Source organism: Pedobacter miscanthi (assembly GCF_032678605.1).
GTDB classification, from domain to species: Bacteria; Bacteroidota; Bacteroidia; order Sphingobacteriales; family Sphingobacteriaceae; genus Pedobacter; species Pedobacter miscanthi_A.
Map to the genome: position 1 here is coordinate 179,238 of NZ_JAVTSU010000007.1, position 16,169 is coordinate 195,406.

Here is a 16,169-nt window from a genome sequence, read left to right on the forward strand (position 1 = left end):
GAAATGAGGACCCCGAACGTGAAACCGTGGAGCTCCTAGGGGAAGAAGTAAATTTGCAGCCAAGCCGCTATGCATTCAGAGGGAAAGGAATGACTTAGCAAAAAATCCGGCAGCCAAATTCGCGTACAGTTTGGAGCGAAACGGACTGTACAGATTTAGTGAAATACGCAAATTGAAAATGCAATAAAGAGATTAGAAACTCCCACAATTTTTAAATAGTAAATATATGAAGTTAAGATTTATTATACTAGTCAGTTTTTTTTGCCTTGTTATGAGTTGTAAAGAAAAGAAACAGAATAAAAACAATGAAGCTAAAATAAAAAGATATGCCACTAAAAAAACTGAAAAGAAAAGTTATAAAAATAATGAGTACTTAGTCGCCTTGTTGGATGAATTAGAAAAACCTAATAAAGAGGTGAAATATAATCAGAAAGATTATAAAAAAATAGGAATTAAAGTTAAATACCCCCTACTCAATAATCCCAAATTTAACTCGATTATTTTTTCCGATATAGAGAGGTCTTTAAGAATCAATTATTGTGGTAAGAAGCAAAATGTTCAAATAGATTATGAGTTGAGTTTCTTAACAGATAAAATGGTAAGCATTCTAAAAAGGGTGTCAGTTCTTCAGTGTAGCCCATCTGATTTTTTATATCTCGGGAAATTTAATGTTATAGAAATTAATCGTAGAATGTATGTTGTAGATCTTTCTGAGAGTTATTATAATTATTTAAATAAAAATAAATGGAAAATATTTAATTATAATGAATATAAAGATTATATATCTCAGGACGTAAGTCTGGGAAAGATTATCATATTTAAAAACAAAAATGCACTTATCCGTAATGTTTTTCACTCAAAAATCTACATAGACGATGAATACAAAATACCATTAATTGATTCATGTTTTTCATTTAAGAAACCAAATAACCAAAACATAAGGTTTACTAACGAATAAAATTGTTCCAGCCTGGCATCTTACCTGTCTGTGCATTTTTGGGACGACGATGGGCATTTAAAAGAGACACTCAAAGACAACAGTTTGGGTGGAAAAGATTGTATCGCAAAATACTTTTGACTTTAATATGGGTGTTTCATGGAAAATGGCCGCTCGTTCCGTTTTCCAAGTGACAACTCATTCCGCTTCAAACTGGTTCTTCGTCACTTTTATTGAAATACGCACTCTTCTGCTCAACCGCATTTCATCAAATCATGGTCAGAGCTGGAGTACGGCACTGTTTACTAACTGGAATATTTTATGCTTTGTTCCTGGCCACGCTCGGTATAGTCCCTGTAGATCCTTTCCACGCCGGAAATATAGGGCATTTTATCACTGTCAGCTCTTATATTATTTTTTTATTTGTAAATCCACTGCACAAACGGGATACTTTCGCCCCATTGAATAGTGGGGATGGCTATCCGGTGTCTGCCCGTTTTCTGGATGGGGCTGCCCGGATTGTTATTGCCTATTTTGTCTACCAGCTGATCCAGGCTTTCCGTAAACATGGCCGCTTTAAATAGGAACCATGTAGGGGGTAGGCTGTATTGCCTGGGCGTTCCCTGAAAGGGAGGTCGGTATTATTTATTGACCATAACCTTTCCCGTGCCGGGCTTCTTAAACTGGGTGATCAGATGAATGATCACCCCAATTTATATAATCTATCTTCATCGCAGGCTGGGGTACGGATAGGTTGATCGGATTTCATCTAAGAAAACCTTCATTGATCCTTTAAGGATTCAGTATCGCCACGACCCTTGCCGGAGCTGCCGAGCCTCCTTTGATCTTGAGCGGAAAAACACAGACTTTAAATCCGCAGGGCGGTAATGACTTTAGGTTGGTAAGTTGCTCCATATGTAAATATTCTTTGTCTATTCCCACACGGTGGCCTTCCCAAAAATATTCCGGGTCATTGAGTGCCCTAGCTTTATCGGCCATGAATTTTAATGGAAGGTCCCATCCCCACTGATCAATTCCCATTACTTTTACGCCCTGATCGATCAGCCATTCGGTTGCTTCCCTGCTCATTCCGGTGCCTTTGTGCGGGAAATCAGGGGTGCCCATCAATTTATCGCGGTCGGTCCTGATCAGGACTATATTTCCCTTGCTGATCTGTATCCCGTTTTTGTCCAGGTCCTGCCTGAGGTCTTCTACGGTGATTGCAACAAAATCTTCTTTGTGGGAACAGTCTATTACAATTCCATTGCCATAACACCATTCCAATGGGATCTGATCGATTGTCCTGGCCGGTTTGCCTTCCACGATAGGTCCATAGTGCCAGGGTGCATCGATATGGGTTGTTGAATGCAGTCCCATTTTTGTTATCGTATCATCTGCCCACCCTGTCCAGTTTTTGGGGAATAATTTAAAGGGTAATTTCAGTGCCAACCTGATGAGCCACCGCGATCTGATATGTGCTTTGCGTTTGATCTTTACTTTCATGAACCAGGGGTCGTGCTGGTTGTACTGAATAGTTTTGGATAGGTCAATAATTTGTGTTTCCATGTTCATGTGTAGGTGTGATGTCGATAAATTTCCATAATTAATCGTTATGAAATCTCTGTTACAGCTTCTGATTGTGTAAATGATTGGAAAAGAGGGTAATAATTTACGGTTTCTGGGCAGTGGCGGCAAAGGTTTGGTGGAAATATGAATGATATGGCAGTGGTATTGTGGTTAACTGCCTGTTTTAATCGAAGTGAAATTTTGTAGGTTTTTTTTGGATGTTTTGGCTGTTCCTATAGGCCGGCCCATTTGCTATATCTTTTGTTCTGGAAGGTTGCCGCGACTGTCCCTGACAGAAAAGAGCCTTTAAGATCCCTTGAAACTAATTTCCTGTGCCAAGGATTCTCTGTTTAAAATTTCTGCCCATATACGCGTCTATGGCATGTAATTGCTACCTTTCTGTTTAATTTCTAAATAAAAAAATATGTGGATCAAAAAACCTGACCAGGGCAATCCGCCAGATAGTGGCGTATATGATGTTGGATTTTTATTTAAGCATGGGAATATCTATGTAATGGACAATCATGCGGCAGCGGGATGGTGCTGGTTAAATGAACTGGATCCCAAAAAGGATTATAATTTTTTTCATATTGACCGTCACTTTGATTTGATTGACAATATTTCCCGTTCATTTCTGCGGGACTTGAAAATTTCGGATTTAGCGACTATTGATCAATATCTTGCCTTAAAAACGGATGTTGGTGCATTGATGGGTTCGCAGGTCTTTAGGTTCGATAACTATATTATGAATATATTCCATATACTGCCCAATTTTTTCAATAACAATATTTTTGCAACACATAGGGACGGTCATGTCGCTGATGCCATAACGATTAACTATTATCCTGAAATAACTTCGTTGCATTCAGATCTTGCTTACCAGGTCTCCCAGGATAGTAGGCATAAATGGATTTTAAACCTTGATCTGGATTATTTTTTTACTGATCTCAGTTCCACGCAGTATTTTCAGTTTTTGTCGGATAGGTATATTGATCTGTTATGTGACCAAATTCTTAGAGTCTCCGATAGGATCGCGGTTATTACGATCGCAATGAGTGATTATTTTTGCAACGGACAGGAAAATTCACGGCATGTTCTGGAACGGGTTGGAACTAAATTGGGCTTTAAGGTTGAGTGGCCAGGATAACAGTTTGCTTATGCTGTTGGGGTAGGCCCGTTTTGCATTTCACGGGTTTGCCGGATATTACCGTATATTTTAAGTGCCCGGCGTTTGTGCTTAAGTTTTTTCAACATCTTTGGATAAAGGGAATCTTTTGCTGTGTTTTGATCATGCGGTTGTGCGCTGCTCTATAAGATTAAGTAGTGATTGTTCTGGTTTTCCCTTTAGGGCCCGGCCATTTGCTGTAACCTTTGTTCTGCAACGGTGCGGCGTCTGTCCCTGACAGGGAAGGCTTATTCTTGGGGTTTAGTGCTTTTGCAGGTTTTTATTTGATTATCAGTTGCTTATTAATTTTTTTAAAGTTAAGTTTGATAGGCTACTTACCTGCCGCATTATATGACCGGACCGGAATAAATTGTATAACAGTTCACCACAACCATTTTCATAATGCCTCTCAAAAAATCAATCTACCAGAACAACAATCTCCTGCCTTTAATGTTGGCAGTGCTGGCAATGAATTTTCTTAATTCATGTGCAAACAATAAGATAGTCATTAATTCCAATACCAGGTATAAGCCAATACCTGCAATTGAGACCAGTTTTTATAAATCTCCCCAGGAAAGGGAAGGCCAGCTTAGCGGCCTGGCCTTAGGGGTTGCCATCTCGGGTGGCGGCTCCAGGGCACAGTATTTTGGGACTGGTGTCCTGATTGGCCTCGATGATATTAAAAAAGGCCAAAGCAGTTTTTTAAATGAAGTTGACTATTTTTCTACCGTGTCGGGCGGTGGTTTTGCTGCCGGGTATTATTTGACCCTGAAAAAAAACAACATCCTGGATAAGTACCCTTCTTACTTTGATTACTGGAGATCGGATTCTAGAAAAAAACGCTTTCAGGAGTTTTTATTTAAGGGGGCAAGTGCAATTACGATGGCCAAATTACCGGGATATGAAAGGAATGCAATATTTAAATCATATCCCACTATGATCGACCATGAATTATTGCAGTTGGGCAAGCTGGATCTTGAGGATAAACCGATTGATACTATGTTTTTAAGCGATTTTTTTATCCCGGTTGAATCTTCGCTTAAGAAGGTAAGGTTTCCCATTTTTGTTACAAATGGCACAATTTATAATAACGGGGAACGATTTCCATTTATGCCCCATATTATCAATGCGCTAAGAATAAATGGCTCACTGCTTCCCAAAAAGCAGTTTGAGATCAATAGTGGCTATGGTTTTCCATTAAGCTATGCCATTTCCGGCAGTGCAGCTTTTCCAGGGGTGCTGCCGATGCTTAAGCTCAGCATAAAGAATACCGATTCTGTCATCAGGGTGATTGATGGCGGTGCGGTGGATAACCTGGGCTATGCCACCCTGTTGGAATTGCTACATCTTGATCGGGTAGCGCTGGATAAAAAAAGAATGTTGGTCATTGACTGTGGGGGGCTTGGGAATGAGGTGCAGCAGCAGACCAATGGAAGGATCAGTTATGCCGGACTGCTATCTAAAGCGCTGATGTACACGGTTGATATTAATATTCTTTATGCAGATAATAATATCAAATATATTGCAAACTACTATCATATCAAGGAGGACAATATCAAAAGGATTGGTATATCGACTATAAAGAATAAGTTCTTTGCACTTGAAAAATCTGCAGACGAAAAGTCAATACAGGAATTGGAACTATTAAAAACAAAGATTCTCAATGGGGATATGAATTGGACAGATGTATATAACGACTTCGCGTCCGGGCCTTTGTTCAAAGGCTATACAAACGACAATATCTCCGAAGCTCCTTTGGATTTATTTAAGAATTTTAGTCTCAAACAGGTTTTTGAATTGTATGAATTATCATCGCAGGTTGATACCAAGATCAAAATATATGATTGGGAGAAAGAAATATTGGTGCTAGCGGGCCGCTATGCGGTTTCCATGGAGCAGGCAGCTATCAGGGATTTAATAAAATAAGTCCAAGAGCCTCAAATGACAAGAGCAGCCCATCGTAAAATGCAGTTATGGCTAGTTGCCCTGTGCGTGCCACTGTGCGGATTTTATTATTACAACTATAAAAAGAACAGGGAAATTGACGGTTACAGGTTACACCTGTGGGCGGAATTGCAGGGCCACTCCATCACCAGGCAGGGCTATGACTGACTTTGGGATCCCCAAATGGGGGAGTGGAAAGTATCCTTCAGGAAATGTGAGTTACTGGAATATCTGCAGTGTTGTGTTTTTACCCAGTGGGGTGAACCTTATCGTGTATTTACAGCATAAGAAAAGTAATCGGCGGGAAAAACGGGATAAATTAAAGCCTTGGCGGTGATGATTTCCAAATGGGCCGAGGGGTGCTGAAATGCTTTAATGATCATTATTTCTCCCCATGCCCGTTGTGGGATACAGAACTGTGCTTAGCTGTTGAATATTTTTTTGCTGGCTGTCTTGTCTTATTTCTGTATAAAATCAAGTATGGAACCGAAAAATTCACGGGGTTGTTTTTCCCATTGCCAATATGTGTTTGGCCAGTTCCAGTTAGCGCCATTTAGTGCTCCCTTGGTTATCATGTCGTGCCCGCAATCCTTTATGGTAACGATTTTATGATCCACCCCCGCATTTTTCAAATAAGCTTCCATTTTATTCCTGTTTTCAGCAGGTGGCACCAGTACATCTTTTTCTCCCAAAATACTCAGCACAGGACATTTTATTTTATTCAGGGCTTCTTTGGGGTCATACCTGTTCTTTCTCCACCATAATATGTCGTCCCCGGTTTGCGACTGGGGTATATCAAGATAATCTATCCATTTTTTATCTTTTATTTTTGTTGCATATGTTTTGAGGGCTTCCCAATCTTTTATATGATTACTCTGGATATATTTGAAAAAAAGTCCTGAATAATGAAGTGCAGAGTCAATGGATTTTTTCGGGTAACCTTCATCAGCCAAAGTATATTGGACGCGGTTGATATCCTGCTCATAAAGGGAGACCGCTGGGCCTACCACCAGGATTGCGAAGCTGCAGTCTGAGACTTTATTTGCTGCAAGAGGTGCAATCCATCCGCCCTGGCTTGCGCCAAGAAAGCCTATTTTTGTATAATCCATGTCTTTTCTGTTCTTGAGATAATTAAAAGCAGAAACAGCATCATCTGCCAGATCATTGAAATCTGCTGATGGAAAATTACCTTTTGATTTACCGGTTCCACGTTTATCATAAAGTAAAACGCCTATGCCATTGCTCGCCAGACTGTAGGCCATTGAATGATACCAGGCTGTGTTCCTGTCTTCCCACCCGGACCGGTGTATCAGGATCACATAGGGGGTCGGCTTTTCAGGTTTGTTGGGTTTGAACAAAACGCCTGCCAGTGAAATACCTGCATTTGTAAATGTAATTTCTTCTTCTGAATAGTTTTTTTCCTTCGCTACCGTTTTTTTTAGGTGCATGCGGATCTTTGGGTTCATGTCCTTGCTTATGCCTGTCAGATCTCCTGTTCTGGGATCTAAAAAACAGTAGAAATCCCCATAGAATATTTTTATGTTTAAGGTGTCTTTGCTCCTGGAGATTTTTTCTGTGGCCACATCCATATAACCAATTTCGGGGATACCGTAGGTTGTTTTATCCATATCAAAATCAAATGAAATCGTCTGGACAGATCCATCCCGGGTAAGGGCACCTTCATAATGCCCCTGTGGTATTTGACTATGTACGGTCTGTGCCATTGTAAGCAGAAGAAGCAGATATATGAATTTCATAGTTGTATTTTTATATGTATTAACGGTTTATATTTTTGGTTTTCAATTGAGCTGTATTTTAAACTTTTGGGTCCCACTGGCGGTTGACTGGCCGCCAATTGCTGAATCACCGCTTTGATTAGTGTAAATTTTCATTGCTCCAAAGTGTACGCTGTTCAGTTTTAAGGTTTAATTTAAATATCCTATGATTGATTAGTGCAGTAATCCCAAAAGTTCAAAGCTTATGCCAAAACTATAATATAGCGTAATAGGTTGGTGTTAAAGTATTTATGACAGCTTTTATGAGGAGGTGTGCGAAAACGGACAGTTTTTGTTCGGGACTGAACATGATTAACAGTGCTTTTAAAAACCTGGGGCATTCCAGTTTTATCAAAAAAGACCAAAATGCCTGTTTCAATACCGGGCATTCCATTTAAAACTTAACAGGTTTTCAGGAGGATAGCTTACCAGTTTGTACGATTTTCTGCTGTGAGGTCTTTTATCTAAGGTTTCATTGTGTATATTTTCCATGGCCTTTTTTTCCTGTGCCCTTTGGGCCACCTGTAGTATCTTTTGTTCTGGTGCCGCGAGGGTCTCTGATAGGGTGAGGTTTTTGTAGTTAAATTCATTTTACGGTGCCTGGTGTTTATTTCGCCACGGTAACTGCCTGTTTCACCACGGTGGTGCTGGGGTTTTAGTTTCGGCCTGTTATTTTGTTTGGCTGGATAAATAGGGACATGTGTCTGTTGTTTAGTCCGGGTGAATGATCTGTTATGAACTGGTTTGGGAAATTTATACTGACTGTTTTTATTAGCTTTTGCTGTATGGTCGGGGCGCTTGGGGCTAAGTATCCGGTGTCTGTTTTGCTGGTGCTGATGGCTAAGGGCTGCTGGGTGCTGTTTGTGGTTGCTTTTTTTTGGAACAGGGATAAGAGGAGGAAAAGGAGGAGGGAGTTTGAGGATTTTATGCGGTGGAGGGATAGGTGGAGGTGAGGGAGAGTCTAGGTTTTGAGAGTATAGATTATGTTTGTTTTGGCTGTCCCCTGCGGGCCGGGCCATTTGCTGTATCTTTTGTTCCAAAAGGATGCCGCGTCTGTCCCTGACAGGGAAGAGGTTTGAAGTATGTTGACCTGGATCTCATGCTGCGAGGCGAGTTTACAGGTTTCTTTTTTTAACTTCCTACTTTAAGCCTAGGCCTAATTGCAGACAGGGCACTTTCTGAAGCACTAGACATGTAATCTACTTTGAACAATAGTATCACTGCGTTATTGCCTTGACTAGGGCAGGAGTTAGATGGAAACATGGCAGTTATTAGATTCCATAAGAGTACTGTTAATACATCGAATTTTTAATGCATCACCTCAATTAAAATCCATGAAGAATGAAGCTTTTCTTGATGATTTAAAAACTTTGTTACTTGATTACTGGTTCGTAATTTTTCAGACCCGGCATCCTATCGTTTTTACTGCATTATCGACCGCAAGCCGTCCACAGATTTTTTCAATTTCATTTGATTATAAATCCAATCTAGCAATTGAATGTTTGTGTATAATGTAAACTTTTTTAAATGACAACTAATCTTTCAGCATTTCGGCCCGTTTTATCCTTGGCGTTTTAATTGTGCAAAGAATAAGCTAGAATTATTTTACAGTCTCCCATTCACTAAATAACATTTTTTCGAAATACAATATTTTAGGTTTATTTATCTCGTTTTTGCATGAAATGAGGATATTTTTTTTCAAATTTACCTGTAAATATGGGTAGACTTTACGACAGGTTTAATGCAATAAAATATGAAAATGAGGCTGAAGTAAGCCAGAATTTTATAATCCCGCTCTTGACGGAATTTCTGGGATGGGGTCTGATGGAGGTATTACCTGAAAAACACTATCCTGCAAGAGATCTGTTCTCGGGAGTTAAATTTGCACAGGGACAGTCAAAGCGCCTGACACACCGGCCTGATTTTGTTGTCTGTTTAGAGGGAAAGCCAGAGCAGGTCCGTTTTATTATCGATTCAAAAGGCCCCGGAGAAGAGATTGATACACATGTTGGGCAACTCAAATCCTACAGCAATAGCGTAGGAAGGAATTTTATCATGATTACTAATGGCAAGGAGATCAAGGTTTTTAGTGCCAATGACCTTTTGTTTTATGCAAAAGACATTGCCGCTCTTCAGATGTTCATCTCGCATCTCGAGGATTTGCTTTCCCGAAAAAACCAGCTTTCCTATTCTCCGATAGAACTCATTCAAAGGTATGATTATTCAGCTGCAGTAGCGGCTATGGCCATAGCTCATCCATCGATCACTCAGCGTATGTTGATGCTATCGGATTTTAATACCTATATCTCATCTGTTCATCAACGTCTAAATAACTGGCATTTTCCATCGGGTAAATTCAGCGCTTTCGAGGAAATTGATTTTCGCAAATTTGACCCTACTGAATTTATTGAGTTTTCGCTTGCAACAGAGAAGACTGGGATTAACATCCCAGCGAAGCCGATACCATGGTTCAGGATAGCTTCTTTTTATGGCAGCAGGCTTCGCGTACTATCAGGCGGTACTGGTTCTGGCAAGACGACACTTCTTCGCTTTTTAGCATTTAGCGATTCAGCCAGATGCATGAACTACAGCCTTGACAAAGTGCCGGTGCTCATTTTGCTGCGCAAGCTCAGGATTAATGATTCACTAGCAGCGCTAATCAAACGGGAACTATTCGAAGACGGATATATTAATAATGACATTGATTCGATTATCTCACAAGGGAGATTAAGATTGTATATTGATGGCTATGACGAGGTGCCTGAGAGTTGCTTACGTGATCTGGATATTGAACTCTCAGAAATCTCCACCCGCTGTGAGTGTATTCTCACTACAAGAGAGCATCGTTTGCCTGATATAAGGGATGCGGTACTCTTCGAAATCAGACCGCTTTCCCTTGAGCATCGTGAACGCATCGTCCGTGAATACCTACCGGCTAATCACTATGATTTTTCCTATCACCTTAATCAAAGCGGGTTAATGCAGGAATCAGGTAACATGCTGATTTTGCTTTTTTTGATTGCCTTGTTTTTAAAAAAACAGCAGATGCCTGATGGCATTTCCGCTGTTACGGCCGCAGTGGTAGAGCATGTGCGCCTTTGGAACCTGGATAAGTACAGGAACAACCAGTCACCACTGGACTGGCGTACACTCGATATTTTATATAGCCGTCTTGCCATTGAATTAACCGATCGAAAGCTGACTGAACTTGATTTCGAACAGTTCTCTGAGTTGATACTTGAGGTGCTGAAGCCATTGGAGATGCAGAGACATGTCAGAAGCGGCTTGCTGATAGAAGAAGTTACTTCTGCAATGTGTTCGACTGGACTGGTAATCAACAGCGGGGAACAGGTCTTCTTCTGGCACCGCCTGTTTTTGAACTATTTCTCTGCAAGGTATGTATCGAATATGATACTTAAACGTGATCCCAGAGCATCAGAATTGGTAGGTAGGCTTCCTGCCGAGATTGTGGTCGGTTTATGTGCTATGCTTTCGTCTTGTGAGCAGGTATTTGAATGCTTACCTGAAGATTTGCTTTTGCGCAGCCATTGCCTGATCGAAAATCCCAATTGTAGCGAGCGCGAAAAAAAGGAAATCCTCCAATATCATTTCTCTCATTGCGATTCTCCAGTAAAAGCGATAAGAACCCAGTCTTTATTTTTTCTAGAGCGAATCAGTGACGCGCAAATTGATTGCTTTTTTCTGGATGTTTTTGACCGGGAGGTTTATGACGAGGTTATCATGAGCGCCCTGGTACAGATCTCTCGTCGACGGCTCAAAGGGGCTAAAGAAATTGTCTACCGTTATCGGGACTGGAATGAGAATCTGGAACTCTTGCATCCCACCTCAAATGCTGCGGTGCTGGAGGCCCTTTCTTATTTTGGCGAGGCTGAACTACTTATCATTATAGAGAATTGGAAAAAATTTGAGAATATATTTACAGCTCAGAGCTGCAAGGATATCTTTGTAAGGATATTCACAGAAGGGAGGTTGTCTATGAATGTTCTTAATGCATTAGAAAAGTTGTTTGAAGAAGAATATTTTGCCGACCATCAGAGGGATCAGATTTTATCCACCATTGCAGAGATCTTCGCGATTAGTGGTCATGAGTCATTTATTCCCCGCTATCTGAGCTTGATAGCAAATACAAAACGGAGCAGTAAGATGTGGAGTACAACCCGATTGCTTTCTGCAGTTAAGCAACGGGAGGTGAAAGACCAGATTCTTACTTTCATTCTTTCCTCTGGACACGAAAATGCTTCTGTCGAAGTGGCAAAGTGGTTGGCTAGTTCAGAAACGTATTTTAGTGTGGGGGAAGTTAAAACACTCTTGGAATGTGAAGTATTTTCCATTAAGATTACAGGTGTAAAAGCTCTCGGTCGCTTTGATGCGCATGAGGTACTTGGGGAGTTAATAAAATATGTTTCGCAAGGCGATCCTCGGTTGCAGGGTGCTGCGTTGATCGCTATGCTTAACAATGGTGCTATTGTTGGATTTATTGAGGATCATCCCGGTGTTAAGTTGTTTATTAAGAGTTTAGTGACTGTTTTGGAGGGGGTTAGAAGATTTTATCTTATCGATGCATCTTCTTTTCTTAGTAGGGTTCATGCTTTTGCCAAGAAAGAAATGACAAGAGATTTTGCCGAAGTGGCCATGGCTTTGGTACAAACTTATGAGCTATTTTCGCTGAAGGAAAAGGCAGAAGAGATAATTAGTTGGTATATTTCTGATGGAAAATACCTTTCTGGTACACAAGAATTGCACTACACGCTTATCGGAGCAGCACAGTTGCTTTCTAAGGAGCTGGCTACCAAAATATTTTCTGCACATTATTCTTTTTATAGTGATAGGGATGACAAGGATGCAATGTATGAACTTTCCAGATTTAGTGAAGGGGCTGAAAAATTAATGATCCCTGAAGTGAACCTGCTGGTAAAAAAGATAATCTGCTCCTATCTTTTGCATTTTAACGATTTAAATCAGATGGAAAGACATTTATTAGAAGGTCATCTCAGGGCTTATGTATATATGGCTTTACCCGAAGATGAGGACTGGTTGCTTTCTTCGCTTGAGGTGCTCAGTGATGGAGAGAATGTTCATGAGCTTGCCGGTTTAAGACGGGCCATGGAGTGTCTTTACCGCATTGGTACTGAAAAGTGTTGTAGTAATATCATTAGGGTGGCTCTACGTCACCGCCGAGATTCGTTAGTGTTAGAGACAGCTATGCTGAGTTTTGTCAATATCAAGGTTCGGGCAGGTCTTCGTAGGGAAGTTGCCCAGGATATTTTTGCCAGTCATCTGAACATTAATGAAAAATAACAAAAGGATAAATAATATATAACATATGTATAGTGCAACTGATGCTTTGCAGATCTATAGAAATAACCATTTCTATGCAGTTATTCTGGAATACCTTGCAAAAAAGGATGGGATACATCCCGATGATTTAATCCGTTATTCACCGAAGCTCATCCATAAGGAAATCAGCTGGAATTCATACAGTACAGATGTCTCAGATTCTTTGTTTTACCTAATATGTATTGGTCTGGTGGATGTTAGGGAGAACAAATTGGTGTATATTAGCAAAGCTGGCATAGAATCCCTTCAAAAGGGGACTTATCAGCAACTGGCAAATAGTTCGTATTTTAATTACCGGAGCATGAAATATTCAAGGACTGTTCTTCCACTCACCATTACTTCTTTAGTTATCGCGCTCACCGCCCTTGTTCTTAATTTTATCAGAGATTGAAATGTTGCTTATTTTGTAATTGGAAACTAAGAGCCTAGGTTGGTAAAGATGGCAACATTGAACCTAACTATGACTTATGTTTTTCGGATATTAAAAGCTCCCTTGATGGATTCTTCAAATAATTGTAATCGAATCTATCAATTGACTAAATTATTATTGTACGAAAGAAGGTTTTTGAGCAAGTCTAATAAAGAACATGGATCGATTGTATTGCCATGAGATTATATTTATTAAGCTTATTTGGTGGTTTTGGCAAAATTGGAATATGGATATTCAGATTGAGATAATCCCCATAAAAAAAATAGAGCAAAATTTAAATCTAATTAAATGACCAGATCAAAAAAAGCATTAAAATAAAATATTTATCGAATTGGATCCTGATATTTAAATAAAAGAGTTATGCGCTGTATTTTCACCGTAAGATGGTGAATTTAAAAGAAAATACTAATTTTGACGCTTTGCATCATCTCTTAACTAAAATAAATTAATGAAACTCAAAGATATCATCTCAACTTTAGAAAGTAGTGTTCCAGATTTATTAATATCACAGTCGGCAATTCAATATAATGGTATTCAATATATAGAAGTAGGGAACCTTGTACCTATTAGGAAAGCTATTCGTAATATCGAGAAGACCGACATTGCCAGCGAAATCATAAACAGACTTAAAGAAACTGAGATTTTTGATATCTCCGGAGATGGTTTGAGAATGAAGACGGCTGATGTAAATGAATTGATTTCTGATCTTAATAATTTGAGTATGATTGCCCAAGAAATTTCTAAAAGTTTGACAAAGGTAATCGGTGAACCTGCTGAGAATAGTATCTTCATCAAATTACCAGAAGTAAGAGACTTTAATGATCTGTCTAAAGCTGCCGATTCATTTCAAAAGATCTTGAGTCAGACAATAGTAAATGAAGAGATTAATGGAGAGATCAATATCAAAAGCGTAGAAAATGGATCAATCTGGCTGGAGGTGGCATTGGGTACAACTTTGGCGGTTGCTGCCATAGGAAGCTTGGCGTGGGCGGCCGCAGTTGTATACAAGAAATTCCAAGAGGGAAGAATGCTTTCCCAGACAGTAAATGCCAAAAAAATCCAGAATAAGACAAAACAGGATCTAGGTGATGCCTTAAAGGTAATGCTTGATTACGTTGTTGAAGCAGAAGCACAGCATTTTTGTGAAGAGCATTACGGACAGGCCGATCCAGAAAAGATTGAACGAGTAAAGTTTACTATCAAAGAGTTAATGGCAGAGATGGATAAGGGAGCGGAGGTGCACCCCGCCTTATCAGCTCCTGAAAATGTCAAAAACCTGTTTCCGGATATGAAGAACATTATTGGCTTAGCCTCACGAATCAAACAAATCGAAAACTGAAATTAAAGTAAGCATATAAATTGATTTGTTTGAGTTGTCCTTGGCTGTCCACTCCGGACTGGTCCTTTTTCTGGATCTTTAGTTTCAATCGGATGTCGCGCGTCTGTCTATTGTAGTGATAACAGCATGCTATGATACTTGAACTTATGCAATTAATAAATATGCTTTCTCATGTATTCAAAACCGTTATTGTTCGCGATGGTAAGCAGCGGCTGGATATTCTCTAAAAATCTTCCTTTCAGATCTGTTTCAGTCAGTTGATGGGCATTGGCATTGGGAAATATGCTTAGGTAATCATCCATTATCGGCTCTTTGGGATAGTTTTCACTCATCACTTTGATTGCTGTTCTTTGCAGCTGATAAAATCCATCAAAGTAATCTTCAATCCTTGGAAGTCTGTCATTCTTGCGGCTGTTGAAAGATGGATCGGCCGGGATCAGGTTCCAGATGAGGTCATGGGAAACAAATGCGTAGGGAACGAAATGTTCGACGGCAAAGTTGCCATGGATAAGTTTTTTTTGTGTGTAGATGCATTCCAGTGGGCCGGTATGGTCAATAATGATGTTCCAGAACTTGCGTTGGTTCAATAGGCTGTTCCTTTTTGCCGGTTTGATCAGTTTATTTGGAATGTCTGGAACATTTGGGTTGTGTTTCTGGAGGTAAAGGCTGAGGTGCCAGTAACAGAACGCCTTTAAAATACCTGCATGTTCCACGAGGTAGGCTTGCCAGAGCGGGTTTATCGTCAGATTCTTTTCATCCAGGGCGTAGGGACTGTTGTTTTCGAAATTTGTTGAAAGCTGGTGTATTTCAGAGCGGTTTCCTTTTGATTCAGAAAACCATGGGCTTAGGTAGCGGTGGGGTACTTCTTTGTCAAAATATTGGATTGCTCTAGCTGTTAAGGGGTTCAGGCTGCCGATGATCTTGCGTTTCACAATGTCCTGTTTTTCATCAATGGTTATCCCTTCCAGTTTACGGACCTGTCCGATGGCCCGTTGCAGTTGGTCCTGTTTGCCAAAGGAGATATGGAAATAATTTACCGTATACCAGGCCGATGATACCATGCCTGCAAAAAGACGGTGTTTTGGTATTACTGTGTTTCCTTCTTCGAGTTCGGATATGATGGATAACAGCCAGTAATATTTATAGGTTGCGGAGGTATTGTTGAAACTCGCAGCCAGTAGGGCGATTGGAAGTCCGGGGCGTTGGGGGAGGGGAAAGCTCATCTGGTTGGGATTGGTTTAATGTGATGGTTATTTGTCAATCAGATTGATTGTCCACCTGGTTTTAGGTCGGAGCTGGTATGCTCCAGCAACCTTTTCAATTTTTCCCTCGCGGCCCTGGCGGAGCATTTCGCGGAAGTTAAACCCCGGTTTTGGTCCGATATCGTTTCTTAGGACGGAGTTTTTGGCGAGAAGTTCTGCTGCCTGATCGGCAGTTAAGGAATGTATAGCTGATTGGGCCATGTAATTTTGGAAGAACTGGGACACTTTGTCTACTTCTTCCCTGGTGTATTCGGATTTGAGCATTTTTATCTTTTGTAAATTTAGGTGAAAGTTATTGTTGGTGCAAACATATGGTTGCCAGCTTTTTCTTCGCGTGCGTAGGTGTATTTAAAGTTTTTTATTAGATTTATATATCTATAATTAATCTCAAAG

General features: G+C 40.2%; 11 protein-coding genes. 7 read left to right on the plus strand and 4 right to left on the minus strand.

Annotation, left to right across the window (positions count from 1 at the left end; translation table 11 throughout):
- Nucleotides 1-226 precede the first annotated feature (226 nt).
- Nucleotides 227-958, plus strand: a complete 732-nt coding sequence (locus R2R28_RS12480) for a hypothetical protein (protein ID WP_316826020.1) — start codon at nucleotides 227-229, stop codon at nucleotides 956-958.
- A 254-nt stretch (nucleotides 959-1,212) separates the two neighbouring features.
- Nucleotides 1,213-1,521, plus strand: a complete 309-nt coding sequence (locus R2R28_RS12485; RefSeq protein WP_316826021.1) for a hypothetical protein — start codon at nucleotides 1,213-1,215, stop codon at nucleotides 1,519-1,521.
- 208 nt (nucleotides 1,522-1,729) lie between these two features.
- Here R2R28_RS12485 and R2R28_RS12490 read toward each other — a convergent pair whose 3' ends face one another.
- Nucleotides 1,730-2,503 carry a cyclase family protein gene (locus tag R2R28_RS12490; RefSeq protein WP_316826022.1) on the minus strand — a complete coding sequence of 258 codons (774 nt, stop codon included), beginning with the start codon at nucleotides 2,501-2,503 and terminating at the stop codon, nucleotides 1,730-1,732.
- Nucleotides 2,504-2,927: 424 nt separating this feature from the next.
- Between R2R28_RS12490 and R2R28_RS12495 the strand changes: the two genes are divergently transcribed.
- Together R2R28_RS12495 and R2R28_RS12500 are read left to right on the plus strand one after the other, a co-directional pair.
- Nucleotides 2,928-3,650 (plus strand): UPF0489 family protein, encoded by a 723-nt coding sequence (locus R2R28_RS12495; protein WP_316826023.1) that lies wholly within the window; start codon nucleotides 2,928-2,930, stop codon nucleotides 3,648-3,650.
- A 420-nt stretch (nucleotides 3,651-4,070) separates the two neighbouring features.
- A complete protein-coding gene (locus tag R2R28_RS12500) occupies nucleotides 4,071-5,594 on the plus strand; it encodes a patatin-like phospholipase family protein (RefSeq protein WP_316826024.1) in 1,524 nt (507 codons plus the stop codon).
- Nucleotides 5,595-6,070: 476 nt separating this feature from the next.
- Here the strand turns inward: R2R28_RS12500 and R2R28_RS12505 are convergent, their stop codons facing one another.
- Nucleotides 6,071-7,369, minus strand: coding sequence for an alpha/beta hydrolase family protein (locus R2R28_RS12505; protein ID WP_316826025.1), 1,299 nt, complete (start codon nucleotides 7,367-7,369; stop codon nucleotides 6,071-6,073).
- Between the two features lie 1,734 nt (nucleotides 7,370-9,103).
- Here R2R28_RS12505 and R2R28_RS12510 point away from each other — a divergent pair.
- The 3 genes from R2R28_RS12510 (at nucleotide 9,104) to R2R28_RS12520 (ending at nucleotide 14,514) form a co-directional block, all read left to right on the plus strand.
- Nucleotides 9,104-12,706 carry an NACHT domain-containing protein gene (locus R2R28_RS12510; RefSeq protein WP_316826026.1) on the plus strand — a complete coding sequence of 1,201 codons (3,603 nt, stop codon included), beginning with the start codon at nucleotides 9,104-9,106 and terminating at the stop codon, nucleotides 12,704-12,706.
- A gap of 25 nt (nucleotides 12,707-12,731) precedes the next feature.
- Complete coding sequence (locus tag R2R28_RS12515; protein ID WP_316826027.1) at nucleotides 12,732-13,136, plus strand: hypothetical protein; 405 nt, start codon at nucleotides 12,732-12,734, stop codon at nucleotides 13,134-13,136.
- Nucleotides 13,137-13,623: 487 nt separating this feature from the next.
- A complete protein-coding gene (locus tag R2R28_RS12520) occupies nucleotides 13,624-14,514 on the plus strand; it encodes a hypothetical protein (protein WP_316826028.1) in 891 nt (296 codons plus the stop codon).
- Between the two features lie 152 nt (nucleotides 14,515-14,666).
- Here the strand turns inward: R2R28_RS12520 and R2R28_RS12525 are convergent, their stop codons facing one another.
- The gene (locus tag R2R28_RS12525) at nucleotides 14,667-15,737 is read right to left on the minus strand and encodes an HNH endonuclease domain-containing protein (RefSeq protein ID WP_316826029.1); all 1,071 of its coding nucleotides are present in this window, start codon (nucleotides 15,735-15,737) and stop codon (nucleotides 14,667-14,669) included.
- Nucleotides 15,738-15,764: 27 nt separating this feature from the next.
- Nucleotides 15,765-16,040, minus strand: a complete 276-nt coding sequence (locus R2R28_RS12530; protein ID WP_316826030.1) for a hypothetical protein — start codon at nucleotides 16,038-16,040, stop codon at nucleotides 15,765-15,767.
- Nucleotides 16,041-16,169 lie beyond the last annotated feature (129 nt).

Excerpts from the sequence above, each read along its gene's own strand:
- R2R28_RS12480 (WP_316826020.1), top strand. The coding sequence starts at position 227 with ATGAAGTTAAGATTTATTATACTAGTCAGTTTTTTTTGCCTTGTTATG.
- R2R28_RS12485 (WP_316826021.1), top strand. The coding sequence starts at position 1,213 with ATGGTCAGAGCTGGAGTACGGCACTGTTTACTAACTGGAATATTTTAT.
- R2R28_RS12490 (WP_316826022.1), bottom strand. The coding sequence starts at position 2,503 with ATGGAAACACAAATTATTGACCTATCCAAAACTATTCAGTACAACCAG.
- R2R28_RS12495 (WP_316826023.1), top strand. The coding sequence starts at position 2,928 with ATGTGGATCAAAAAACCTGACCAGGGCAATCCGCCAGATAGTGGCGTA.
- R2R28_RS12500 (WP_316826024.1), top strand. The coding sequence starts at position 4,071 with ATGCCTCTCAAAAAATCAATCTACCAGAACAACAATCTCCTGCCTTTA.
- R2R28_RS12505 (WP_316826025.1), bottom strand. The coding sequence starts at position 7,369 with ATGAAATTCATATATCTGCTTCTTCTGCTTACAATGGCACAGACCGTA.
- R2R28_RS12510 (WP_316826026.1), top strand. The coding sequence starts at position 9,104 with ATGGGTAGACTTTACGACAGGTTTAATGCAATAAAATATGAAAATGAG.
- R2R28_RS12515 (WP_316826027.1), top strand. The coding sequence starts at position 12,732 with ATGTATAGTGCAACTGATGCTTTGCAGATCTATAGAAATAACCATTTC.
- R2R28_RS12520 (WP_316826028.1), top strand. The coding sequence starts at position 13,624 with ATGAAACTCAAAGATATCATCTCAACTTTAGAAAGTAGTGTTCCAGAT.
- R2R28_RS12525 (WP_316826029.1), bottom strand. The coding sequence starts at position 15,737 with ATGAGCTTTCCCCTCCCCCAACGCCCCGGACTTCCAATCGCCCTACTG.
- R2R28_RS12530 (WP_316826030.1), bottom strand. The coding sequence starts at position 16,040 with ATGCTCAAATCCGAATACACCAGGGAAGAAGTAGACAAAGTGTCCCAG.